This is a genomic window from Nocardioides sp. HB32 (genome assembly GCF_054058995.1).
This window is the reverse complement of the sequence record NZ_JBSSBS010000001.1, coordinates 2,963,866-2,987,418: the sequence shown is the minus strand read 5'-3', so window position 1 is coordinate 2,987,418 and position 23,553 is coordinate 2,963,866. Positions and strand designations below refer to the sequence as shown.

21 protein-coding genes are annotated in these 23,553 nt (G+C 73.1%); 12 read left to right on the top strand and 9 right to left on the bottom strand.

Annotated elements, in window-relative coordinates; translation table 11 throughout:
• Positions 1 to 79: 79 nt before the first annotated feature.
• On the top strand, positions 80 to 766 hold the full coding sequence (locus tag ACVW2K_RS15085; protein ID WP_457203081.1) for a maleylpyruvate isomerase family mycothiol-dependent enzyme: 687 nt from the start codon (positions 80 to 82) through the stop codon (positions 764 to 766).
• Between the two features lie 2 nt (positions 767 to 768).
• Positions 769 to 1,443, top strand: coding sequence for an MBL fold metallo-hydrolase (locus ACVW2K_RS15080; RefSeq protein WP_457203080.1), 675 nt, complete (start codon positions 769 to 771; stop codon positions 1,441 to 1,443).
• Between the two features lie 259 nt (positions 1,444 to 1,702).
• On the opposite strand, the gene ACVW2K_RS15075 is transcribed toward ACVW2K_RS15080, so the two are convergent.
• The 4 genes from ACVW2K_RS15075 to ACVW2K_RS15060 all read right to left on the bottom strand — a co-directional run bounded on the left by ACVW2K_RS15075 (position 1,703) and on the right by ACVW2K_RS15060 (position 5,167).
• The gene (locus tag ACVW2K_RS15075; RefSeq protein ID WP_457203079.1) at positions 1,703 to 2,386 is read right to left on the bottom strand and encodes a hypothetical protein; all 684 of its coding nucleotides are present in this window, start codon (positions 2,384 to 2,386) and stop codon (positions 1,703 to 1,705) included.
• Positions 2,387 to 2,575: 189 nt separating this feature from the next.
• Positions 2,576 to 3,679 carry a ferredoxin--NADP reductase gene (locus ACVW2K_RS15070; RefSeq protein WP_028638406.1) on the bottom strand — a complete coding sequence of 368 codons (1,104 nt, stop codon included), beginning with the start codon at positions 3,677 to 3,679 and terminating at the stop codon, positions 2,576 to 2,578.
• 4 nt (positions 3,680 to 3,683) lie between these two features.
• Complete coding sequence (locus ACVW2K_RS15065) at positions 3,684 to 3,977, bottom strand: hypothetical protein (RefSeq protein ID WP_457203078.1); 294 nt, start codon at positions 3,975 to 3,977, stop codon at positions 3,684 to 3,686.
• Complete coding sequence (locus ACVW2K_RS15060; RefSeq protein WP_457203077.1) at positions 3,977 to 5,167, bottom strand: Rieske 2Fe-2S domain-containing protein; 1,191 nt, start codon at positions 5,165 to 5,167, stop codon at positions 3,977 to 3,979. The genes ACVW2K_RS15065 and ACVW2K_RS15060 overlap by 1 nt, the downstream gene beginning before the upstream one ends.
• 98 nt (positions 5,168 to 5,265) lie before the next feature.
• Here ACVW2K_RS15060 and ACVW2K_RS15055 point away from each other — a divergent pair, with 98 nt between their 5' ends.
• From ACVW2K_RS15055 to ACVW2K_RS15045, 3 genes are read left to right on the top strand one after another with little or no spacing between them, the layout of a single operon-like run.
• Positions 5,266 to 6,453 (top strand): acyl-CoA dehydrogenase family protein, encoded by a 1,188-nt coding sequence (locus tag ACVW2K_RS15055; RefSeq protein WP_457203076.1) that lies wholly within the window; start codon positions 5,266 to 5,268, stop codon positions 6,451 to 6,453.
• Positions 6,454 to 6,478: 25 nt separating this feature from the next.
• A complete protein-coding gene (locus ACVW2K_RS15050; protein WP_457203075.1) occupies positions 6,479 to 7,591 on the top strand; it encodes an acyl-CoA dehydrogenase family protein in 1,113 nt (370 codons plus the stop codon).
• Positions 7,588 to 9,153, top strand: coding sequence for a long-chain-fatty-acid--CoA ligase (locus tag ACVW2K_RS15045; RefSeq protein ID WP_457203074.1), 1,566 nt, complete (start codon positions 7,588 to 7,590; stop codon positions 9,151 to 9,153). The genes ACVW2K_RS15050 and ACVW2K_RS15045 overlap by 4 nt, the downstream gene beginning before the upstream one ends.
• Before the next feature lie 158 nt (positions 9,154 to 9,311).
• Here ACVW2K_RS15045 and ACVW2K_RS15040 read toward each other — a convergent pair whose 3' ends face one another.
• Together ACVW2K_RS15040 and ACVW2K_RS15035 are read right to left on the bottom strand one after the other, a co-directional pair.
• The gene (locus ACVW2K_RS15040; protein ID WP_457203073.1) at positions 9,312 to 10,316 is read right to left on the bottom strand and encodes a DUF4185 domain-containing protein; all 1,005 of its coding nucleotides are present in this window, start codon (positions 10,314 to 10,316) and stop codon (positions 9,312 to 9,314) included.
• Positions 10,317 to 10,328: 12 nt separating this feature from the next.
• Positions 10,329 to 11,120 (bottom strand): spermidine synthase, encoded by a 792-nt coding sequence (locus tag ACVW2K_RS15035; protein ID WP_457203072.1) that lies wholly within the window; start codon positions 11,118 to 11,120, stop codon positions 10,329 to 10,331.
• A gap of 22 nt (positions 11,121 to 11,142) precedes the next feature.
• Here ACVW2K_RS15035 and ACVW2K_RS15030 point away from each other — a divergent pair, with 22 nt between their 5' ends.
• The 3 genes from ACVW2K_RS15030 to ACVW2K_RS15020 are packed head-to-tail and all read left to right on the top strand — an operon-like array spanning position 11,143 to position 13,419.
• Positions 11,143 to 11,703 (top strand): AAA family ATPase, encoded by a 561-nt coding sequence (locus ACVW2K_RS15030; protein WP_457203071.1) that lies wholly within the window; start codon positions 11,143 to 11,145, stop codon positions 11,701 to 11,703.
• A gap of 5 nt (positions 11,704 to 11,708) precedes the next feature.
• Complete coding sequence (gene cobT, locus ACVW2K_RS15025) at positions 11,709 to 12,728, top strand: nicotinate-nucleotide--dimethylbenzimidazole phosphoribosyltransferase (RefSeq protein WP_457203070.1); 1,020 nt, start codon at positions 11,709 to 11,711, stop codon at positions 12,726 to 12,728.
• A complete protein-coding gene (locus tag ACVW2K_RS15020) occupies positions 12,721 to 13,419 on the top strand; it encodes an adenosylcobinamide-GDP ribazoletransferase (RefSeq protein WP_457203069.1) in 699 nt (232 codons plus the stop codon). The genes cobT and ACVW2K_RS15020 overlap by 8 nt, the downstream gene beginning before the upstream one ends.
• A 34-nt stretch (positions 13,420 to 13,453) precedes the next feature.
• Here ACVW2K_RS15020 and cobU read toward each other — a convergent pair whose 3' ends face one another.
• Positions 13,454 to 13,963 (bottom strand): bifunctional adenosylcobinamide kinase/adenosylcobinamide-phosphate guanylyltransferase, encoded by a 510-nt coding sequence (gene cobU, locus ACVW2K_RS15015; RefSeq protein ID WP_457203068.1) that lies wholly within the window; start codon positions 13,961 to 13,963, stop codon positions 13,454 to 13,456.
• Positions 13,960 to 15,453 carry a cobyric acid synthase gene (locus tag ACVW2K_RS15010; protein ID WP_457203067.1) on the bottom strand — a complete coding sequence of 498 codons (1,494 nt, stop codon included), beginning with the start codon at positions 15,451 to 15,453 and terminating at the stop codon, positions 13,960 to 13,962. Before ACVW2K_RS15010 ends, cobU begins: the two co-directional genes overlap by 4 nt.
• 90 nt (positions 15,454 to 15,543) lie before the next feature.
• Here ACVW2K_RS15010 and ACVW2K_RS15005 point away from each other — a divergent pair, with 90 nt between their 5' ends.
• From ACVW2K_RS15005 to ACVW2K_RS14990, 4 genes are read left to right on the top strand one after another with little or no spacing between them, the layout of a single operon-like run.
• Positions 15,544 to 16,356: a siderophore-interacting protein gene (locus tag ACVW2K_RS15005; RefSeq protein ID WP_457203066.1), complete on the top strand. Its 813-nt coding sequence runs from the start codon at positions 15,544 to 15,546 to the stop codon at positions 16,354 to 16,356.
• 54 nt (positions 16,357 to 16,410) lie between these two features.
• On the top strand, positions 16,411 to 18,432 hold the full coding sequence (locus ACVW2K_RS15000; RefSeq protein ID WP_457203065.1) for a phage holin family protein: 2,022 nt from the start codon (positions 16,411 to 16,413) through the stop codon (positions 18,430 to 18,432).
• Positions 18,425 to 20,773: a lysylphosphatidylglycerol synthase domain-containing protein gene (locus tag ACVW2K_RS14995; protein ID WP_457203064.1), complete on the top strand. Its 2,349-nt coding sequence runs from the start codon at positions 18,425 to 18,427 to the stop codon at positions 20,771 to 20,773. Before ACVW2K_RS15000 ends, ACVW2K_RS14995 begins: the two co-directional genes overlap by 8 nt.
• A gap of 17 nt (positions 20,774 to 20,790) precedes the next feature.
• On the top strand, positions 20,791 to 22,395 hold the full coding sequence (locus ACVW2K_RS14990; RefSeq protein WP_457203063.1) for an FMN-binding glutamate synthase family protein: 1,605 nt from the start codon (positions 20,791 to 20,793) through the stop codon (positions 22,393 to 22,395).
• On the opposite strand, the gene ACVW2K_RS14985 is transcribed toward ACVW2K_RS14990, so the two are convergent.
• On the bottom strand, positions 22,386 to 23,534 hold the full coding sequence (locus tag ACVW2K_RS14985; RefSeq protein ID WP_457203062.1) for an NDMA-dependent alcohol dehydrogenase: 1,149 nt from the start codon (positions 23,532 to 23,534) through the stop codon (positions 22,386 to 22,388). The genes ACVW2K_RS14990 and ACVW2K_RS14985 overlap by 10 nt on opposite strands.
• Positions 23,535 to 23,553: the final 19 nt, after the last annotated feature.

Below are 23,553 nucleotides of genomic sequence, written 5' to 3'. Positions count from 1 at the left end.
CCGCACGGGCCCGTGTTCCCCACCCTAGGGCGGGGCACCGACATCCGGTTCCTGCCCCGCTTTCCGGCAGGATGGGGCCATGGCCGACCCCCTGGACCTGTCCGAAGCCACCCGGCGACTGATCCGCTCGGCGGACGCGCTGACCGAGGACCAGTTCGCCGAGCCGAGCGGGCTGCCCGGCTGGACCCGCGCGCACGTGCTCGCCCACCTGGCGCTGAACGCCGAGGGCCTGGCCGGCGCGCTCACAGGCGTCGTCGAGGGCCGCCGCGTGCCGATGTACGCCTCGCAGGAGGCGCGCGACGGCGACATCGAGGACCTGGCCGGCCACGAGCCGTCCGTGGTCCGCACCCGCCTGCTCGCCGCGTGCACCGACCTGGCCGACGCGATCGCCGCCGTACCGGAGGACCAGGCGGACGCCGTCATCGACCGGGTGCCGGGCGGCCGGACCTTCACGGTGGGCGACGTCCCGTGGATGCGGCTGCGCGAAGTCGAGATCCACCACGCCGACCTCGCCGCCGGCTACGACCGCTCCTCCTGGTCGCCGGCCTTCGCGGTGCACGTGCTCGACGGGATGCTCGCGAGGGACGCCGCGGCCCAGCCGTTCACGGCCCGGGCCACGGACCTGGACCGCGAGTGGGCGCACGGCGACGGCGGACCGGTCGTGTCCGGCCGGGCCGTCGACCTCGCCTGGTGGCTGACCGGGCGCGGGTCCGGTGACGGTGTGACGAGCGAAGGCGGCGCCTTGCCGCAGATCGGAGCGTGGTGATCATGGGTTCCTACACCGGCGACGTCTCGGTCGGGGGCGCTCCCGACGTCCGGGAGCTCGAGCACCTGAGGATCACCAAGGTCGCGGTCGACGAGAAGATGTCGAACAACTGCTACCTGCTGACCTGTCGTGACACCGGTGACCAGGTCCTGATCGACGCCGCCGACGCCGCGTCCGTCCTGCTGCCGCTGATCGGCGACGCGGGCCTGACCACCGTGATCACGACGCACCAGCACTGGGACCACCACCGGGCGCTGGCCGAGGTGGTCGCCGCGACCGGTGCGACCGTCGTCGCCGGCGTGCCCGACGCACCGGCGATCACCGAGCAGACCGGGGTACCCGTCGAGCGGGCGGTCGCCCAGGGCGACACCGTCGCCGTCGGATCGTGCTCGCTCTCGGTGATCGCCATCGCCGGCCACACCCCCGGCTCGATCGCGCTGCTGTACGACGACCCGGCCGGTCACCCGCACCTGTTCACCGGCGACTCGCTGTTCCCCGGCGGCGTCGGCAACACCTTCGGTGACGAGGCGGCGTTCGTGCAGCTCATCGACGAGGTCGAGACCAAGGTCTTCCAGCGGCTCCCCGACGACACCTGGTTCTACCCCGGCCACGGCGGCGACTCGACGCTCGGCGCCGAGCGGCCGGCGCTCCCCGACTGGCGGGCGCGGGGCTGGTAGGCACGCGGATTGGTCACCAACCGCAGAGAGGGAGCGCTCCCACCTGCGGTTCGTGACCAATCGACGAGGTCAGTGGCCGACGGGTGAGTGCGCCACCGCACCGCCCGCTGACGGGTCGCCGGCCGCACCGGCCGGTCGCGTCGGACGTGCGGATTGGTCACCAACCGCAGAAATGGAGCGCTCCCACCTGCGGTTCGTGACCAATCGACGAGGACACGAGCCCCGTCAGGCCGAGGTCAGACCGACCCCCGGGTAGAGGTCACGCGACCGCCGGCCAGTCCGGACCGGCGGGGGCTGGGCCTGGGCCGCTGGGGCCACCGGGGCTGCCGGGGTCCCCGTGGTCGTCGTCCCAGGCGGCGATCGGACGGAACGGCGCGAGGCCGGGGCCGGCGATCGGGGGCAGGTTGTCGAACTGGCGCAGCTCCAGCGGGTCGGCCGTGACCGTCGACCAGTCGGCCAGGTCCTCGAGGAAGGTCAGGTCGCCGTGGTCGGGCACGACATCCAGGTCGATGAGCTCCTCGACCGGGATCCCGTTCGGCAGGCGGTCGTTGGCGAGCGTGGCGAAGACTGTGAGCGCCGCCCAGTCGGGCGCGGTACCGGCGTCGAGGTGGTCCAGCAGGGAGTCCTCCGCGACGCCCGCGTCGATGACCATCACCAGCCGTGAGGTGCCGTGGACGCCGGCCCAGCGCCACATGGTCCGGGCACCGATCCGGTGGGCCGTGGCCCGGTCCAGGACCCGGATGACGGTCGTCTCCGGGAGGGACTCCGAGAGCATCAGGTTCTCCACGTCGAGGAAGGTGACGCGCTCGGGGTGACGGTAGACCTGGCGGAACCGGCGGTCGAGGTCACGCTGCCGGGCAGCCTGGCTCGCAGGCTTCGTCATGGTCGCGGCGATGCTCCACCCCACCAGGGCCACGATGATCAAGCACATTCCGAGAAACATGGCTCATCCCTCATCCCTCATCCGGACCCCGGCGCCCGGTCCGGCGATCAGGAAGGAACGGCGATCACGGCCGCTGGTCGGGGCTGTATCGATGCATGGTTGAGCATCAAACTTCCCTCGGGTCCTCACCGTTACGCGCGTGAGCACGATCACGTCCGCTGGTCTGGACCTCGCGTTTGGAACGCGCTCTCAGTGATAGGTCACCTTGACGGTGTCGGTCACCGGGACGGACTGGCACCCGAGGCGGATGCCCTCGGCGAGGTCGTCGTCGTCCAGCACGTCGTTGTGCAGCATCTTGACCTCACCCTCGAGGAGCCGGATGGCGCACGCCGAGCACTCCCCCTCACGGCAGGAGTACGGCGCCTTGACGCCCTTCGACTCGAGGTGGTCGAGCAGCTTCGTGCCGGGCGCCCAGTCGTCGAAGACGTAGTCCTGGCCGTCGAGCTCCACCTCGAGGCGCACCGGCCCCTGCGGCCGGCCCTCGTTCGCGGCGGCGTCCAGGGCGGCATCGTCCTCGTCGCGCTCGGCGTCCTCGATCTCGTGCTCGGCGACCTCCTGGTCGTGCAGGTCGCCGAACGGGTTCCCGCCGAGGGACACGAACTTCTCCTGGTGCCGCCGCTCGCGCGGGAACTCCAGCTCCTTGAGCGCGGCGATCGTCATCTTCATGAACGGCGCCGGGCCGCAGACGAAGGCGTCGTACGACGTGAAGCTGCTCGCGAAGGCCTTCAGCTGCTCCTGGCTGGGCAGTCCCTGCACCGACTCGAGCCAGTGCACGACCACCAGCCGGTCCGGGTTCTCGGCCGCGAGGCGGGTCAGCTCCTCGGCGAAGATCACCGACCTCTCGTCGCGGTTGGCGTAGAAGAGCACGATCCTCCCGGTGCCCTGCTGGAGCGCCGTGCGGGTGATCGAGATGACGGGGGTGATGCCGCTGCCGCCGGCGAACAGCAGCAGGTCGGCCGACAGCGAGGCCGGCGTGAAGATGCCGCTGGGCGGCAGCACCCGCACCGAGTCGCCGTCGCGGACGTGGTCGCAGATCCAGTTCGACGCGTAGCCGTCCGCGGTCCGCTTGACGGTGATCGTCAGCGGGCCGCCGCCGACGGGGCTGCTGGAGAGTGAGTAGCAGCGGGCTGCCACGCCCGTCCGGTCGCTCGGCACGGCCAGGGTCAGGAACTGCCCCGGCCTGTAGGCGAACTGCTCCTCGGCGCCGGCGGGGACCTCGAAGGAGATGGAGTGCGCGTCCGCGGTCTCCTCGACCACGTCCACGACCTTCAGCTCGAAGGACTCGTCGGACATGTGACTAGTAACCGTCCTCGGCTCCGATGGCGACCTGCCCCTCGCGTACGGCGGCCTCGATGCTGGCGGCCAGGCGCGGGCAGCCGGGGTGGGCGTCGCGTCCGCCCCTGCGGCGCGCGAGCTCCGGGCACTGCCTGCGGGACTCCGTCGTCCACTGGATCGAGGTGTGGTGGTCGCTGTTCTTCTTCACGCCCACCCGAGCCAGGCAGTCGAGGCAGGCGACCTCGACCAGCCGTGCGGACGTGTAGAGACGCTGGTCCTCGAGCGTGTCGGCGCTCGTCGGGACGAAGGAGGCCATCAGGTCCCCGACATCATCTGGGGAGTCTCCGTCGAGTCGCCGGACGAGTGCGACTCGCCGTCCTCGTCGGCCTTCCTGCGGAGGTTCTCGGCGACCTCCTCCTGCCAGAACTCGTTGGCCCTCGTGGTGTCCACCTCGAACTCGAACCGGTCCACCATCTCCGGGACGACGTCGGCCTTGTCCACGTAGAACTGCTCGTACCAGCGGCGCAGCTGGTAGACGGGGCCGTCCTCCTCGCAGAGCAGCGGGTTCTGGACGGGCACCTTGTTCTTCCAGATGTGCACGTCCTGGAGGAAGCCCTCGCCGAACATCTGCGCGTACTTCTTCGCGATGTACTGCGCGGTGTCGTCGTCGATGCCCTCCGGCTTCTTCACGGTGATGCCGTACTGCAGCGTGAAGGAGTCGGGCCCGGTCGGGATGTGGCAGTTGATGAGGATGACCTCGGTCTCGAAGCCCTTGTAGTCGACGTCGAGCCAGTTGATCATGTACGCCGGTCCGTAGTACGTCGCCTCGGACTTGAGGAACAGCTCGGCGCTGCCGTACCCGCCGGACTTGTCCGGGCGCCCCTTCGACTCCATGTACTGGGTCGCCTCCGTGCCCTCGAAGACGTTGCGGAAGCTGGTCGGGAACGAGAAGTGCACGTAGTAGAAGTGCGCCATGTCCACGACGTTGTCGATCAGCTCGCGGCAGTGTGAGTCGGTGATCGGCACGACCTCCCACGACCAGTCGGTGTACTCGCCGTCCGCCACCCCGGGCAGCACCGGCGGCAGGATGTCCAGGTCCGGCTCGGACCCCTCGACGTCGTGCCAGATCAGCACCTGGCCGTTGCGGATCTGCACCGGGTACCGCTGGGTCCGGGCGCGCAGCGGGACGCGGCGGGCGTAGGGGATCTGCTTGCACTTGCCGTCCCCGCCCCAGCGCCAGTCGTGGAACGGGCAGGCGATCTCGTCGCCCTTCACCTCGCCCTGGGTGAGGTCGCCGCCCATGTGCCGGCAGTAGCCGTCCAGGACGTTGATCTCGCCCTTCGAGTCCTCCCAGACCACGACCTTGCCGCCGAAGGCCTCGATGCCGTGCGGCTTGCCGTCCCGGAAGGAGTCGGCGAGGCCGAGACAGTGCCAGCCGCGCGCGAACCGCTCCGGCGGAGTGCCCTGGTCGAGGCTCCGCGCCTTCCCGTGGGTGGTCTCACTCATGCCGTGCCTCCAGACCTGTGGACCAAAACGAGAACAGGTTATAGTTTTCCAGCGGCGGATACCAGCGCCACCCCTCACCTTCCCACCGGGAGTCCCCGATGCACATCGCCCTCACGCCCGAGCAGGAGAGGCTCCGCGAGGAGCTGCGCGAGTACTTCGCCGCGCTCGTCACGCCCGAGGTGAAGGCCGGCCTCGCCTCGGCGACCGGCGAGTTCGGCGAGGCCGGCGTCTACAAGGACGTGATCCGCCGGCTCGGCGCGGACGGCTGGCTCGGCATCGGGTGGCCGAAGGAGTGCGGCGGGCAGGCGCGGTCGATGACCGACCAGCTGATCTTCACCGACGCGGCGGCGGTCGCCGGCGTACCGATCCCGTACCTGACGCTCAACACCGTCGGGCCGACGATCATGCGCTACGGCACCGACGAGCAGAAGGAGTACTTCCTCCCGCGGATCCTCCAGGGCGAGCTGCACTTCTCGATCGGCTACTCCGAGCCGGGCTCCGGCACCGACCTCGCCTCCCTGAGGACCCGCGCGGTGCGCGAGGGCGACGAGTGGGTGATCAACGGCCAGAAGATGTGGACGTCGCTCATCCAGTACGCCGACTGGCTCTGGCTCGCCTGCCGCACCGATCCCGACCTGCCGCGCCACAAGGGCCTCTCGATGATCCTGGTGCCGGCCGACTCCCGCGGGTTCTCCTACACGCCGGTGCACACGGTGGCAGGCGTGAGCACCAGCGCGACGTACTACGAGGACGTCCGGGTGCCGGCGTCGAACCTGGTGGGCGAGCTGAACGGCGGCTGGTCGCTGATGACGAACCAGCTCAACCACGAGCGGGTCGCGCTCACCTCCGCCGCCCCGCTGACCTACTCCATCGAGATGGTCCGGCGCTGGGCGCAGGAGACGAAGAACCCCGACGGGCAGCGCGTCATCGACACCGAGTGGGTGCAGATCGCGCTCGGCCGTGCCCATGCGCGCGCCGAGGCGCTCCGCCTGATCAACTGGAAGCTCGCTGCCGATGCCGACGCCGGCGTGGACCTCTCACCCGCCGAGGCGTCCGCGACCAAGATCTACGGCTCGGAGCTGGCGACCGAGGTCTACCGCACGCTGATGGAGGTGGTCGGCCCGAACGCCGGCGTCACCGGCGACTCCGAGGGCGCGGTCCTGCAGGGCCGGCTCGAGCGCTTCTACCGCTCCGCGCTGGTGATGACCTTCGGCGGCGGCACCAACGAGATCCAGCGCGACATCATCGGGTACGTCGGCCTCGGCCTCCCCGCTGCACGGCGTTGAATTCAAAGACAGGGAGCTGAACGGCATGGACTTCCGGTTCACCCAGGAGCAGGACGAGGCCGCGGAGCTCGCGGCCGGGATCCTCGAGGACCGCGCCACCAACGAGCGGCTGAAGGAGGTCGAGGCGGCCGGCGACCGGTTCGACCGCGACCTGTGGGCCTCGCTCGGTGGGGCGGGCCTGCTCGGCCTCGCGCTGCCGGAGGAGCACGACGGGGCGGGGCTCGGCATCGTCGAGCTGTGCCGCGTGCTCGTCGAGGTCGGCCGCACGGTCGCCCCGGTGCCGCTGGCCGCGCACGGTGCCGCCTCCCGGCTGCTCGCGGAGCTCGGCTCGGACGAGCAGAAGTCCGCGTGGCTACCCCGCGCCGCGTCGGGTGCCGCCGTGCTGACGGCCGCCATCGCCGAGGAGCGCGCCTGGGCGCCGAGCCGGCCCACCACCGTGGCGACGCCCCACGGCGACGGCCACCGGCTCACCGGGAGCAAGGCCGTCGTACCCGCCGGGCCGTACGCCGACCTCTTCCTGGTCCCCGCCGAGACGCCGTCCGGCGTCGGCGTGTTCCTCGTCGAGCCCGGCGACCCCGGCGTGACCGTGGTCGCCCAGACGTTCTCCGACCGCGACGCCGTCGCCCGCCTCGACCTGGACGGGGCCGTGCTCGGCGCCGACCGCCTCGTGGGCGACGCGGACGGCATCGCCGACCACCGCCTGCGCCAGCTCGTGGTGCTGACCGGCGCGGCCGAGCAGCTCGGCATCACCGAGGGTGCGCTGCGGCTGACCTCGACGTACGCGAAGACGCGCGAGCAGTTCGGCCGGCCGATCGGCACTTTCCAGGCCGTCTCGCAACGGCTCGCGGACGGCTACATCGACGTGCTCGGCCAACGGCTCACGCTCTGGCAGGCGGCCTGGCGGATGCAGGAGGGCCTGCCCGCCGACACCGAGGTCGCGATCGCCAAGCTGTGGGCGGCGGACGCCGGCCACCGGCTCGCGCACACGACCGTGCACGTGCACGGTGGCGTCGGCATCGACCTGGACGGCGAGGCACACCGGTACTTCACCAGCGCCAAGCGGTTCGAGTTCCAGGGCGGCGGCGCCACCGAGCAGGCGCTGACGATAGGACGGGCGCTGGCGGCCGAGCCGGCATGACCATGCCGACCGTCCGCGAGCAGCTGCTCGCGAGGTCGGGTGACGACTCCCCCGGGCTGCTGTTCGAGGACGTGTCGTGGACGTGGGACGAGGTCGTGCGCGAGTCGTGCGTGCGGTCGGCCGTGCTCGCGACGATGCTGCCGGACGGCGAGCCGCCCCACGTCGGCGTGCTGCTGGAGAACGTCCCCGAGTTCGCGTTCCTCCTCGGCGGCGCGGCGCTGGGTGGCCAGGTGGTCGTCGGGCTGAACCCGACCCGTCGTGGCACGGCGCTCGCTGCGGACGTCGCGCGGGCGGACGTGCAGGTCGTCGTCACCGACGCGACGTACGCCGACCTGCTGTCGGAGGTGGACGTCCCGGTGCTGCCGGTGGAGTGCCCGGACTGGGCGGCGCTGCTGGAGGAGCACGCAGACGCACCGGTGCCGGCGGTCGAGGTCGGGCCCGACGACCTGACGATGCTGATCTTCACCTCGGGCACGTCCGGCGACCCCAAGGCCGTCAACGTCACGCAGGCGAAGGTCGCCTACCCGGGCCAGTTCCTCGCCGAGCGGTTCGGGCTGTCCCCCGCGGACACGGCGTACCTGTCGATGCCGATGTTCCACTCGAACGCGATCATGGCCGGCTGGGGTCCCGCCCTGGCAGCAGGCGCGACGGTGGCGCTGGCGCGGCGGTTCTCGGCGTCGGGCTTCCTCCCCGACGTGCGGCGGTACGGCGCGACCTACGCGAACTACGTCGGCAAGCCGCTCACCTACGTGATGGCCACGCCCGAGCGGGCCGACGACGCTGACAACCCGCTGCGGCTGGTCTTCGGCAACGAGGCGAACGACCGCGACATCTCGGGCTTCGCGCGCCGGTTCGGCTGCGTCGTCGTCGACTCCTACTCCTCCACCGAGAACGCCGTCATCGTGCAGCGGGTCCCGGAGATGCCGCCCGGATCGCTCGGGCGCCCGGTCGAGGGCGTCAAGGTGCTGGACCCGGAGACGATGGCGGAGACGGCGGACGCGGCGTTCGGGCCGAAAGGTGAGCTGGTCAATGCGGACGAGGCGACCGGTGAGCTCGTGAACACGCTCGGAACCGGGGCGTTCGCGGGCTACTACCAGGACCCGGACGCCGAGGCCGAGCGGATGCGCGGCGGCATGTACTGGTCGGGAGACCTGGCGTACCGGGACGCCGACGGCTTCGTCTACTTCGCCGGTCGCACCGCCGACTGGCTCCGCGTCGACGGCGAGAACCTCGCCGCCGCTCCGATCGAGCGCATCCTGCTGCGCCACCCCGCCGTCTCCGAGGCGGCCGTGTACGCCGTCCCGGACGAGTCGGTCGGCGACCAGGTGATGGCCGCCGTGGTGGTCACCGCGCCTCTCGAGCCGGCCGGCTTCGAGGCCTTCCTCGCCGCTCAGCCGGACCTGTCCGAGAAGGCCTGGCCGAGATACGTCCGCGTGGTCGACACGCTCCCCCGCACGGCCACGAACAAGGTGCTCAAGCGGACCCTCGCCGCCGAAGGACCGGTCGCCGGCGACGGGGTGCTCTGGATGCGCGAACCGCGCGCCACGACGTACTCCGCCTGAGTCGCGAAGACCTGTCCCTACGGCCGCTCGACCTCGGCGAACACCGGCCGGCCCACCTCGGGGTCGTCGAACAGCCGCTGCGGGTCGGTGGTGTTCCGCGAGATCGAGACGAGGAGCTTCCCGTCCGCGAGCGGCACCTCAGGGTGCGCGAGGGGTGCCTACGTGAGGTGTCCGGTGTCGAAGCCGGCCGGTGCGGCCACCCCCTTGCGCGGCGTCCAGGGTCCGTACGGCGTCGGCGCCGTCCAGACGTACACGAAGTCACCCAGGTCGCCGTCCCGCTTGGAGACCGCGACCCACTGTCCGTCGATCCGGTCCACGGACAGCGTCTGCGACACCCCGCCCGGGGCGGGGAGCACGGCGGCCGCCCGGCTCATGTCGGAGCCCCACCGGCCGCCGTGCCAGAACTCCCACCGGCTGCGGTCGGTCGGGTCGGAGATCGGAGCGCGCCCGACGTACAGCTCACGCCCGAAGTCGTGACCGGTCCGGCGGGTGCCGAACATGTAGAACCACCGGCCGTGGACCGCGGCCGCCGCGCCCCAGTTGACCTGGTCGAGCGAGTCGTCGTCCGGCGAGATCCGCATGATCTCCGACAGCTGCGGGGTGCCGTCGGTCGCCACGGTGAAGACGGCGGCGTCGGTCCCGAGGAAGGTGTAGTCCAGGCCCTCGCCCGTCCCCCGGCGGGTGCGCGCGCAGAACACCACCAGGACCTCGTCGACGCCCGGCTCCGCCCGGCTCTCGATGGGTCGGATGGCGACGATCGACATCGGCCAGCGGACCACGCCCGGAGCGGCGTCCGGCACCACCGGGCCGTCGGCGGGCGCCCGGACCTGCGCGATACAGGTGCCCGACGAGACCAGCATCGAGTTCGCAACCAGGCGCGGGGAGATGCAGGCCGAGCGGACCGTGTCGCCGAACACCCACACCACCCGCTGGTCGCGAAGCTGCGCGCTCGCGCCGATGTCGGCCGCCTGCCATGCGGGCAGGTCCGCCGAGGCGACCACGCGGTTCAGGCCGTCGACGGTCAGGCCGGGGATCCGCCGGCGGCCGTCGGGGCAGGCCGGTGCGGTGCGGTACGCCGTGTCCGTCGCCGGCCGCGGCCCAGCGGACGCGCTGCAGGCGGTCGCGAGCACGCCCACCAGCAGCAGGCCCACGATCCGGCGCACGCGACCAGCGTGTCACCGATCGGCGGGCGGCGGGGACGGTTCGGTGTCGCCGGTCGTGAACGGCGTGCCACCTCCGAACCCGTCCCGGACCTGGGCGGCATCGAGGACGCGGTACGGCGCGGCAGCGGTGGCCGACCGCCGCCGCAGCTCGGCGACCGGCACGGGCCCGCGCGAGGCGACCACGACCAGGTTGCCCAGCCGGCGGGCCCGCATCGTCGCAGGCTCGGCGGTCAGCATCAGCTCGGGGAAGACGGTGCGCAGCCCGGCGACCACCCGCCTGGCCCAGCCGAACGGCGCCCGGTCGGTCAGGTTCAGCGCGAACAGGCCGGTCGGCTCGAGGACCCGGCTGACGTCACGGAAGAACTCGGCCGTGACCAGGTCGCCGGGCACCCGGGCATCCGCGAACGCGTCGAGGACGACCAGCTCGGCGTACCCGTCCCGCAGCTCGGCGACGCCGCGCCTGCCGTCGAGCGGACGCACCTTGATGCCGCTGCGCGGCGGCAGCGGCAGCTGGGCCCGGACCATCTCGGTGACGTCGGCGGCCGGCTCCAGGACGACCTGGGCGGAGCGTGGCCGGGCGGCCGCGACGTACCGCGGCAGCGTCAGCGCGGCGCCGCCGACGTGCAGGACCCGGAGCGGCGCGCCGGGGGGCGCGGCCGCGTCGATCACGTCCCCGATCCGGCGCACGTACTCGAACTCGAGCCGCAGCGGGTGGCGGAGGTCGACGTGCGACTGGTTCATCCCGGCCATCCGCAGCACGAACGTGCCCGGCCGGTCACCCGGCACGATCTCGGACGGCTCCACGGCTGCACCGTACGATGCCGCGGTGCTCAGCGCGTCCGACCCGCTCCCCTCCCGACCCGAGCGGGTTGCCGTCGCCGGCGTGAGCGGCTCGGGCAAGAGCACGCTCGCGCGGCGCGTCGCTGAGGTCCTGGACCTGCCGTACGTCGAGATGGACTCGCTGTTCCACGGACCGGGATGGGTCCCCCGGCCGACGTTCGAGGCCGACGTCGAGGCGTTCCTGGCGGCCGGCCGCTGGGTGACGGAGTGGCAGTACGACCGTGCTCGTCCCCTGCTCACCGCCGGCGCCGACCTCCTGGTCTGGCTGGACCTACCGTTCCCGCTGACGCTGAGCCGGCTGGTCCGCCGTACCGTCGGCCGACGGCTGCGCCTGGAGGAGCTCTGGAACGGCAACCGGGAGGGCCCGCTGCACACCTTCTTCACCGACCGCGAGCACGTCGTGCGGTGGGCGGTCCGCAGCCGGAACGCGTACGACACCCGGGTGCCGGCCGTGGCGGCGCAGCGACCCGAGCTGCCGATCGTGCGCCTGGGCAGCCGGCGCGACGTGGACCGCTGGGTCGAGGAGGTGCTCGCCTCGTTAGCCTGACGGCCATGCGTCCCCCGTCTGCCGAGGTCGCGGCCCTGGCCGCAGCGCGCCTGTCGGCCCTCGCGACGCCGCCGGGTGCACTCGGCAGGCTCGGTGACCTCGCCGTCTGGCTGGCCGCGGCGCAGGGAGAGGTCCCGCCGCGCGAGCTGACGAACGTCCGCCTGGTGATCTTCGCGGGCGACCACGGCGTGGCGCGACACGGTGTCTCGGCGTACCCGCCCGCGATCACGGCCGCCATGGTCCGCTCGTTCGTGGCCGGCCGGGCCGCGGTGAACGCGCTGGCCCGGGCGCACGACGTGCACGTCCGGGTCCTCGACCTCGGCGTCGACGACGAGCTCGGCGGCGTGCCCGACGACGTCCGCCTCCACAAGGTGCGGCGCTCCTCGGGCGCGATCCACCTCGAGGACGCCCTCACGGCAGCGGAGACCCGGACGTCGCTGGCCGCCGGCGCGACGGTCGCCCGTGAGGAGGTCCACGCCGGCGCCCAACTGCTGCTGAGCGGCGACATGGGCATCGGCAACACCACGCCCGCGGCGGCCCTGGTCGCGGCCGGGCTGGGACTGCCGGCCGTCGAGGTCACCGGCCGCGGCACCGGCGTGGACGACCCGACCCTGGCGCACAAGCAGGCGGTGGTGCAGCAGGCCCTCGACCGGGCAGGCGGGCGCGCCGAGGATCCCGTCGCGGCGCTCGCGGCGTTGGGCAGCGCGGACCTCGCGGCCAGCACCGGGTTCCTGCTGGAGGCCGCGCGCCTCGGCGTGCCCGTGCTGCTCGACGGGCTGATGGCCGTCGCGTGCGCGCTGACCGCCGACCGGATCGAGCCCGGCGCCGCCGCGTGGTTCGCCGCAGGGCACCGCTCCACGGAGCCCGCGCAGTCGCTCGCACTCGGCAAGCTCGGCCTCGAGCCCGTCCTGGACCTGGGCATGCGGCTCGGCGAGGGCAGCGGCGCGGTCGCCGCAGTGCCGGTGCTGCGGAGCGCCGTCGCCCTGCTGCGCGACGTCGCGCTGCTCGAGGAGCTCAGTGGCTGACGCCTGGCGGCTGGCGGTCGGCACGCTCACGGCGCTGCCGGTGAAGCCACCGCGGCACGTCGACGCACGCACGTCGCGGCGCGCGATGCTGCTCGCGCCGCTGGCGGTGGTCCCGCTCGGACTCCTCGTCGTGGCCGTCCTGGCCGCCGGTCAGGCGCTCGAGCTGCCGCGCCTCGCGACCGGCTTCCTCGCCGTCGGCGCGCTGGCCGCTGGCACCCGTGCGCTGCACTGGGACGGCCTCTCCGACACCGTGGACGGCCTGTCGGCATCGTACGACCCGGACCGGTCGCTCGCCGTCATGCGGACCGGCACCAGCGGGCCGTCCGGCGTGCTCGCGACGATCGTGGCCGCCGGCGTGCAGGCGACCGCCCTCGGGGCGCTCGCCGACGACCTGCTCGTGGCGGGCGCGCTGGTCTGCCTGTCCCGGTGCGCGCTGTGGATCGTGTGCTGCACGCGGGTGCCGGCCGCGCGTCCGGACGGCCTCGGCGCCGGCTTCGCGGGCACCGTGCCGGTCCCCGTGGCAGCAGTGGGCGGACTCCTGCTTTCGGTCACCGGCGGACTCGCCGTCCTGGTGCTGGTGCGGCACGCAGTGCGGCGTCTCGGCGGTATCACCGGAGACGTGATGGGCGCGGCGGTCGAGATCTCGCTCGCGACGACGCTGCTGACCTGGTTGGCGTTCCGGGGGGCGTAGCCCGAGGCGGCGTCGCGCGACGGCGGCCCCGGGGCTACAGCCGCAGCACCCGCCCGGCCACCACGAGGTGGACCTCGTCGGCCGAGGCACCGAACTGCTGGTTGACGGTGCCGAGCAGGTCGCGGAACACCCGCCCCGAGCGGTGCTCGGGCACGACGCCCCAGCCGACCTCGTTGGTCACCAGGACGACGTCGTCACCCAGCGAGGCCACCGCGGCGGCCACCTCCTCCTCCACGTACGCCGAGATGTCCTCGGTCCGGGCGTCCCACATCCCCGCGTCGTCGATCAGGCGCACCAGCCAGGTGCCGAGGCAGTCGACGAGCACCGGTCCGGGCGTGCGCAGCGCAGCGACCAGGTCGCCGCTCTCGAGAGTGGTCCAGGACCGTGGCCGGCGGGCGCGGTGCGCGTCGATCCGGGCCTGCCAGTCGGCGTCGTCGTGCACCGGTCCCGGCGCCACGTAGGTGACCGCCGGCCGGTCGGCGAGCAGCCGCTCGGCATGGCTGGACTTCCCGGAGCGCACTCCCCCGGTCACCAGGATCCTCATCGCGGCGCTCCGGGCGGCAGCACGGGCACGTCCGGCGGCCCGGAGAGGGCCAGCGCGTGCAGGGCGTCCAGGTCGAGGTGGTGCTCGACCAGGTCGGCCAGCAGCTCGAGCCGACGCTCCCGGGCGCCCGCGAAGCTGACACCGGACGGTGCCCACGCCTGCCCCGTCGCGCGGGCGACCTCGGTGAGGAACGCCGTCCGGAACGCGTCGGTCTCGAGGCTGCCGTGCCACATCGTCCCGAACACGTGACCGTCCCGCGCCCCGTCCAGGAACGGCTCGGCGCCGGGACCCCGCGTCACCCGGCCGTGGTGGATCTCGTAGCCCGTCGTGGCCGCGCCCCACGCCGTACCGCCCGAGAGCCGGAGCACCTTCTCCGCGGCGAACTCCGTGCGGACGTCGAGGAGCCCGAGCCCGGCGACCTCGCCGGGCTCACCCTCGACCCCGTGCGGGTCGGCGACGGAGCGGCCCAGCAGCTGGAAGCCGCCGCAGACGCCGAGCACCGGGCGGCCCGCTGCCGCGTGGGCCACCACCGCGCGGTCGAGGCCGCGCTGCCGCAGCCACGCCAGGTCGGCGACGGTCGCGCGGGTCCCGGGCAGCACCACGAGGTCGGCGCTGGCCAGCGCCCGGGGGTCGCTGGCGAAGGCAACGTCCAGGCCGGGCTCCAGCCCGAGCGCGTCGACGTCGGTGAAGTTGCTGATCCGCGGCAGCCGGACCACCGCGACCCTCAGCGCCGGACCGCCGTCCCGGACCCGGCGGGCGTCGAGGTCGAGCGCGTCCTCGGAGTCGAGCCACACGTCCGGGTGCCATGGCAGCACGCCGTACACGCGGCGGCCGGTCAGCGCCGAGATCTGGTCGAGCCCCGGCTGCAGCAGCCCGCGGTCGCCTCGGAACTTGTTCACCACGAAGCCGGCCACCAGCCGCTGGTCCTCCGCCGAGAGCAGCGCGACCGTGCCGTACATCGCCGCGAACAGGCCGCCCCGGTCGATGTCCCCGACCACGACGGTCGGAAGGTCGGCGTGCCGGGCCAGCCCCATGTTCACGTAGTCGCTGCCGCGCAGGTTGATCTCGGTGGGGCTGCCGGCGCCCTCGGCCACCACGACGTCGTACCGCGAGGAGAGGTCGTCCCAGGCGTCGTACGCCGCCCGCGCAAGGTGGGCGCGGCCCTCGGTGAAGTCACCGGCGCCGAGCTCGCCGGCCGGCTGGCCCATGACGACCACGTGGCTGCGGTGGTCGCTGCCCGGCTTGAGCAGGACCGGGTTCATCGCGGCCTCGGGTTCGGCGTTGGCGGCGACCGCCTGGATCCACTGGGCCCGCCCGATCTCGGCCGTGCCGTGGACCGCGTCGGCGCAGACCATCGAGTTGTTGGACATGTTCTGCGCCTTGAACGGCGCGACCTTCACCCCGGCGCGTGCGAGCGCCCGGCAGATGCCGGTGGTCACGACGCTCTTGCCGGCGTCGGACGTGGTGCCGGCGACCAGCAGTCCGCTCACGGGAGCCTCCTCGGAGAGGCTCCGCAGCCTAGCGACGCACGCAGCGGCCCGGACCTCGGGCCGGCTTTCTGGTAAGGCTACCCTTACCTCATGGTTCACCACGGCACGGTCGACACGGTCGAGTGGCTCACCCCCACCCTGGTGCGGATCGTGCTCATCGGACCCGGCCTGAGCGGCCTTCGGGCACCGGAGCACACCGACGCCTACGTGAACGTGGCGATCCCGCCCGCGGGGGCGCCGTACGCCGGGGTGTTCGTGCCCGCCGAGGTGCGCGAACGGCACGAGGAGCGGCACTGGCCGGCCCGCCGGCGCTACTCGGTCCGCGACTGGGACGGCACCCGGCTCACGCTCGACGTCGTGGTGCACGGTGACGCGGGCGTGGGCGGCCCCTGGGCCGCCAGCGCCGCCCGCGGCGACGTCCTGGTCCTCGAGGGCCCTGGCGGCGGCTACCGCCCGGACCCGGCGGCCGACTGGCACCTGCTCGTCGGCGACGAGTCCGCCCTGCCCGCGATCGCGGCGTCCCTGGAGGCGGTGCCGGCGGACAGCCGCGCCGTCGTCCGACTGGTCTGCGACGGCCCGGACCACGAGGTCGCGCTGACCTGTCCGGGCGAGCTGGACCTGACCTGGCTGCACCGCGGTGGCACGCCGGAGGACGTCGAGCTGCTCCCGCACGCCGTCGAGGCGCTCGTGTTCCCCGAGGGCCGGGTCCAGGCGTTCGTCCACGGCGAGGCCGACGAGATCCGCGCGATCCGGCGTCACCTGCTGACCGAGCGCGGCCTGGCCCGCTCCGACATGTCCTGCTCGCCGTACTGGCGGCGCACGATGACCGACGAGGCCTGGCGTCGGGTCAAGCGCGACTTCGTCGCCCGGATGGACGCGGACGTGGAGTCCGGCGCCGCCTGAAAGTCACCCGCAACGGGCCAACTGGCCGGGTCGCGCGGCCACTAGCGTCGCGCCATGCGGTGGCGTCTGCGCCGGGGTGACCTCGGGCGAGCCCTCCTGGGCCTGGTCGGGGCGACCCTCGGCCTGGTCATCGCGTCCTGGGTGCTCCCGGGCTTCGACGTGCAGGGCTGGGCCGAGGCCTTCGTCGTGGCGATCCTGGTGGCGATCATCGGCGCCGTCCTGCGCGTGCTGCTCATCGAGGGCGCGATCCGACTGGGCTGGGTCGGCTCGGTGCTGCTCGGGCTGATGGGCCAGGCGCTCGCGGTCTGGCTGGTCGTCTACGCACCCCGCGGGCTGGACGCCGCCGACCTCGGCTGGGCCCTGCTCGCCTCCTGGATCGTGGCCATGGTGTCCACCCTCTTCGTCTGGGTGGCCACGGCCGGCACCGACGACGCCGTCACCGCGACCCTCCTCCGCAAGGCGCGGCGTGCGCGGCCGGTCGCCGACCCGCAGCTCGAGGGCGTGGTGTTCGTGCAGGCCGACGGCGTCCCGTACCCGGTGCTCGACTGGTGCGTCCGCGCCGGCACCCTGCCGACGCTCTCCCGCTGGATCCGCAGCGGTTCGCACCGCGCGGTGGAGTGGCGGCCGAAGCTGCCCGCGACCACGCCCGCCAGCCAGATGGGCATCCTGCACGGCACCATCGAGGGCATCCCCGCCTTCCGCTGGGTCGACCGCGCGACGGGCAAGGTCTTCGTCGCGAACCGGCCTGCCGACGCGGCCCTCATCGAGGCGAGCCACTCCGACGGCCGCGGCCTGCTCGCCGACGACGGGGTCTCGGTGAGCAACCTGTTCACCGGCGACGCGACCACGGCGTACGCCACGATGAGCGCGATCGGCCGCGGCCACGAGACGCGCGAGTCGCGGCGCACGATCTCGGAGTTCCTCAGCCGGCCGGCCGGCTTCGCGCGCAGCGTCACCAGGGCGCTCAGCGAGATCGCGCGCGAGCGCTTCCAGGCCTCCCGCGCCCGGCGACGGGACGTGCGGCCGCGGGTGCACCGCGGGTGGGCGTTCGCGCTCGAGCGGGCCGCGCTGAACGGCGTGGTCCGCGACCTCAACACGACCCTGGTCTGCGACGCGATGCTCAAGGGCAAGCGCGCGATCTACGTCGACTACGTGGACTACGACGCGGTCGCCCACCACGCCGGGATCCTGCAGCCCGAGTCCCTGGACGCACTCGCCGGGATCGATGCCGTGCTCGCCCAGATCGAGGCCGTGGCCGCAGTGGCGCCGCGGCCGTACCGGATCGTCGTGCTCTCGGACCACGGCCAGTCCCAGGGCGAGATCTTCGCGGAGCGGTACGGCGAGGACCTCGCCGCGCTCGTGTCGCGGCTCGCCGACGCGGCCGCGATCGCGGCGGTCGAGAACGCCGAGGGCAACGGGTCGCTCAACTCCATGGTCGCCGGCAACGCCGACCGGGAGACCGTGATGGGCCGGGCGCTGGACCGGGCGTCGACGCGGCTCGCCGCGGACGGCTTCGAGAAGGAGGGAGAGGGCGGCGCGGAGTTCCTCGTCTTCGGATCCGGCAACCTCGGCCTCGTCTACGTCGCCGGTGAGGACCACCGCTGGACGCTCGACGAGCTCGCCGACCGGTTCCCGGCCCTGGTGCCGGGGCTGGTCGCGCACGAGGGCGTGGGCTTCGTGGTCGTCGACACGGCCGAGCACGGGCCGGTCGCGCTGGGCCGCGAGGGTGAGCACCACGTGCGGGACGGCGTGGTGATCGGCACCGACCCGCTGGCGCCGTTCGGGCCGATGGCCGCGGAGTTCGTGCTACGCGCGGCGTCCATGCCCGAGGCCCCGGACATCTACGTCAACAGCCTGCTCGACGACCTCGACGAGGTGGCGGCGTTCGAGGGCCTGGTCGCCTGCCACGGCGGCCTCGGCGGCTGGCAGGACCGTGGCATGGTGGTGCACCCGGTCGACTTCGAGATGCCCGGCGACCTGGTCGTCGGCGCGGACGCGCTGCACCGGGTGCTCGTCGGGTGGCTGGAGCAGCTCGGCCACCGCACCGAGCTCGCGCGGGAGGCCGTCCGTGACTGATCCCTCACCACGCTCGCGCCGGTTCTTCGTCAGCGACACCGGCTCCTCGCGCCGTCCGATCGACCTGACCATCGCGGCCGCCGGCGTCGTGCTGGTGCTGCTGAGCGGGCTGGCGGCCTCCGACGGGGGCGGCCCGCTCGACTCGGCCGTGCAGCGCGTGGCGGGCGACCTGCCCGACTGGGTGACGAGCCTGTTCGACGCGGCGTACGCCCTCGGTGCGGCGTACGCCGCGGTCGCCGTCCTGCTCGCCCTCGCGACCGCCCCGAGACGGCGTCGGCTGTTCCTCACCCTGCTGGTCGCGGCCGGCATCGCGGCCGGCACGGTGCTGCTGACCTCGTTCCTCGTCGGCGCGGGCTGGCCGGACCTGGCGCCCGGGCCGGTGCGGTCCTCGACGCCCGACACGTTCCCGACGGTGCGGGTGGCCGCCATGACCGCGGTGCTGCTCGCGATGCGGCCCTGGCTGGTGCTGGCCTACCGCAGGCTGAGCATGTTCATCGTCGCGGTCCAGTGCCTGGCGGCCTGGATCATCGGCACCGGCGGTCCCACGGACGTCATCGGCGCGCTGGGTGTCGGGATGGTGGCGGCCGGTGCCGCGCTCGTGCTGCTCGGCTCCCCTGCCGGGCACCCCGACCTCGCGCAGGTACGCCGGAGCCTGGCCGAGCTGGGCGTCGAGGCCCACGACCTGCGGTTCGCCGAGCGCCAGCCGTGGGGGGTGCGGGTCGTCGAGGCGGTCGACCCGGCCGGCACCGCGCTGACGGTCAAGGTGTACGGCCGCGACGCCACTGACGCCCACCGCGCCGCCCGCTGGTGGCGCACGCTGGTGTACCGCGACCAGGCGGCACCGGACGCCAGCCGGCTCCAGCTCGTCGAGCACGAGGCCCTGGTGACCGTCCTGGCCAGCCGGGCAGGCGTCGTCGTGCCCGACGTCGTCGCGGCCGCGGCCACCGAGGGCGACGCGGTGCTCGTGCTGACGGCCCCGCCGGCCCGTCCCACCGAGCTCGACGACGCGACGCTCCGGGCGCTGTGGGACGCCGTCGGGCGCCTGCACCGGGCCGGCATCGTGCACACGCGCCTGACGCTCGAGCGGATCGGCGTGGCCACGGACGGGACCGTCACCCTCGCGGACTTCGCCGACGGCCGGATCGCGGCCACCGAGCCTGACCGGAACCGGGAGGTCGCCACGCTGCTCACGGCCCAGGCCGTGCAGGTCGGGGCCGGCCGCGCGGTGGACGCGGCGCTCGACCGGCTCGGCCCGGACGCCGTGTCCGGGGTGCTCCCCTACCTCCAGCGGGCCGCGCTGCCCCGCACCCTGCGCGCCGAGCCGGGCGTGAAGGCCGCGCTCGCGGACCTCGGCTCGACGATCGTCGAGCGCACCGGCGTCCCGGCCCCCGCGCCTGCACCGATCGTCCGGCTCAAGTGGCAGGACCTGCTCCAGACGGGCCTCATCCTGGTGGCGGCGTACGCCCTCCTCACCACCCTGATCGGCCTCGACTGGCCAACGGTGCTGGAGACCTGGCAGCACGCCACCTGGACGTGGGTCGCGATCGGCCTGGTGATCGCGCAGGCGACGGCGCCCGTCGATGCCGTGTCCACGATGTCCGCGGTGCCGAGCCGGCTGCCGCTGTGGCCGCTGACCCAGCTCCAGTACGCCATCAAGACCGTCGGTCTCGCGATCTCGGCCACCGCGGGCCGGATCGCGCTGACGACGTCCTTCGTGCGCAGGTTCGGCGAGGGTCCCGCGGTTGCCGTGACGGCCAGCGCACTCGACTCCTTCGCGGCGTCCGTGTGCAACGTGCTGGTCGTGCTGATCGGGGTGCTGCTCGCCCAGAACCTGCCCTCGCTCGACATCGGCGGCCCGGACGACCTCAGCCAGATCATCGAGCTGCTGGTGGGTGCCGTGGTGCTCAGCGTGCTGGTCGTCGTGCTGGTGCCGCCCGTGCGGCGCAAGGTGGCCCAGGCGGCCCGCAGCTCCTGGGAGTCGCTGAAGGTGGTGACCGCCAGTCCGGCGCGGGCGCTGCTGATGTTCGGGACCAACCTGGCGTCGCTGCTGATCACGGCGGTCGCGCTGTCGTGCATGGTCGCCGGCCTGCAGCCCGGCCCCGGGTACGCCGCGTGCGTCTTCGTCGTCGGCGGTGCGGCGCTCTTCTCCGCGCTGATCCCGGTGCCGGGCAACGTCGGCGTGGGCGAGGCCGCGCTCGCGGCCGGGCTGGTCGCGGTCGGCGTACCGAGCGGCGCGGCGTTCGCGATCGCGGTCACCCAGCGGATCGCCACGTCGTACCTGCCGCCCGTCTACGGGGCGTGGGCACTTCGCTGGCTCCGCAAGGAGGACTACGTGAGCTGACGGGGTACGGGCGGACCATGAAGAGGAAGCTCGTCGCCGCCGTACCAGCCGCCGCGGTCGCCGCGGTCGCCGCCCACGACCTGCTGCAGAAGCGGCACTCGCTGCTGCGCAACTTCCCGGTCGTCGGTCACGCCCGGTACTGGCTGGAGCGGGTCGGCCCCGAGCTGCGGCAGTACGTCGTGGCGAGCAACGACGAGGAGCGTCCCTTCAGCCGCGACCAGCGCCGGTGGGTCTACGCGTCGGCGAAGCTCGAGAACAACTACTTCGGCTTCGGCACCGACAACGACCTCGAGCACACCTCCGGCAACGTGATCGTGCACCACCGGACCTTCGGTCGGGCCCATCCCACGCACGGGTCGGTCGGCCAGGAGGCGCGACTGCCGTCGGCGAAGGTCCTCGGCGGCCCGAGGGGGCGCCGGCACGCGTTCCGGCCGGAGTCGGTGGTGAACGTCTCCGGGATGAGCTTCGGCTCCCTGTCCGGCAACGCGATCGAGGCCATCAACCGGGGCGCCGCTGCCGCCGACTGCCTGCACAACACCGGCGAGGGCGCGGTGTCGCCGTACCACCGCAACGGCGCCGACCTGGTGTTCCAGATCGGCACCGCCTACTTCGGCTGCCGGGACGACGACGGCCGCTTCAGCCTCGACCGGCTCAAGGAGCTCGTCGAGAGCGCGCCGGTCCGGGCGCTGGAGATCAAGCTCAGCCAGGGTGCCAAGCCGGGCCTCGGCGGTGTGCTCCCGGGGCCCAAGGTCTCCCGGGAGATCGCCCGCACGCGCGGCGTCCCCGAGGGGGTGGACTGCCTGAGCCCGTCGCGGCACTCGGAGTTCGACGACGTCGACTCGATGCTCGACTTCGTCGAGCTGCTGGCTGCGGAGACCGGCCTGCCGGTCGGGATCAAGTCCGCGGTCGGCGACCTGGGGTTCTGGGAGGAGCTGACGGCTGCGATGGCCCCGGGCGCCCGGGGCGTCGACTTCGTGACCGTCGACGGCGGCGAGGGCGGCACCGGCGCCTCACCCCTGATCTTCACCGACGCGGTGTCGCTGCCCTTCCGGCTCGGCTTCGCACGGGTGTACGCCGAGTTCGCCCGCCGCGGCCTGCACGAGCAGGTGACCTTCATCGGCTCCGGGAAGCTCGGGCTGCCCGACAACGCCGTGGTGGCCTTCGCCCTGGGCGCGGACCTGGTCAACGTCGCCCGGGAGGCCATGCTCGCCGTGGGTTGCATCCAGGCCCAGAAGTGCCACACCGGCGAGTGCCCGACCGGCGTCGCGACCCAGAACCCGTGGCTCGCGCACGGCCTGGACCCGGACCTGAAGTCCCAGCGGGTCGCGAACTACGTCAAGACCCTGCGTCGTGACCTGCTCAAGGTCGCCGAGGCGTGCGGGGTCGAGCACCCCGGGATGATCGGTCCGGACAGCGTCGAGGTCCTCGACAACCTGGCCGACGGACGGCTGCTGGACGCGGTGTACGGCTACCAGCCGGGCTGGGGCTTCCCGTCTGCGCGCGACCGGGAGCAGATCGCCGCGATCATGGCCGCCACCGACGAGCCGGAGGCGCCGACCGAGGGACCGCCGGAGACGGCCGAGCCGGGCGACGAGGACGCAGACGCGTCCGGTCAGTCGTAGACGATGACGCCGCGGATGTTCTTGCCGTCGCGCATGTCCTGGTAGCCCTGGTTGATCTCGTCGAGCGTGTAGGTCGTCGTGACCATCTCGTCGAGCTTGAGCCGGCCGTCCATGTAGAGGTCGAGCAGCCGCGGGATGTCGTAGCGCGGATTGGCGTTGCCGAAGATGCAGCCCACCAGCTCCTTGCGCATCATCGACATCTCGAAGAGGTTCAGCTTCACGTCGTCGGCCATCATGTTGGCCACCGAGGTCACGACGCCGCGGCCGGCCTTCTTCACCAGGCTCATCATCGGCGCGATCAGGTCACCGGTGGCCAGGCCGACCGCGAGGATCGCCTTGTCCGCCATCGCGCCCTGGGTGATCTCGCTGATCAAGGGCTGCGCGTCCATCATCGACGCCGCGGTGTGCGTCGCCCCGAGGGTGAGCGCCTTCTCGCGCTTCCACTCGACCGGGTCGATCGCGATCACGTGCCGGGCACCGGCCATCGCCGCGCCCTGGACGGCGCTCATCCCGATGCCGCCGAGGCCGACCACGGCCACCGACTCGCCGGACTGCACGTCGGCGGCGTACGTCGCGGAGCCCCAGCCGGTCGTCACCCCGCAGCCGACGAGCGCGGCCCGCTCCAGGGGGACGTCCTGGCGGATCTTCACCGCGGAGTCGACGTTGACGACCGTGTACGGCGAGAACGTGCCGAGACCGACCATGATGCCGAGGTCGCGGCCGTCCTTGGAGTGGTGCCGGTACGAGAAGTCGCTGAGCTGCATCCCGCTGAGCAGGAACGCGCCGAGGTCGCACAGGTGCTGGTGACCCGTGGAGCAGGACGGGCACTTGCCGCAGGACGGGATGAAGCTGAAGACCACGTGGTCGCCGACCTCGAAGCCGACGGTGTCGGGTCCGACCTCCTGCACGACGCCTGCACCCTCGTGGCCGCCGATGACCGGGAACTGCTTGAGGCCGAACGCCTCCGCGAGCTCGGGGTCCAGGACCATGTCGCCGGTGACCATGTGCTCGTCGGAGTGGCACAGGCCGGAGGCCGCCAGCTTGACCAGCAGCTCACCCTTCTTCGGCGGGTCCAGCTCGATGTCCTCCACACTCCAGTCGGTGTGCGGCTCCCACAAGATGGCGGCGCGAGTCTTCATGCTGTGCTCCCGGTGAACT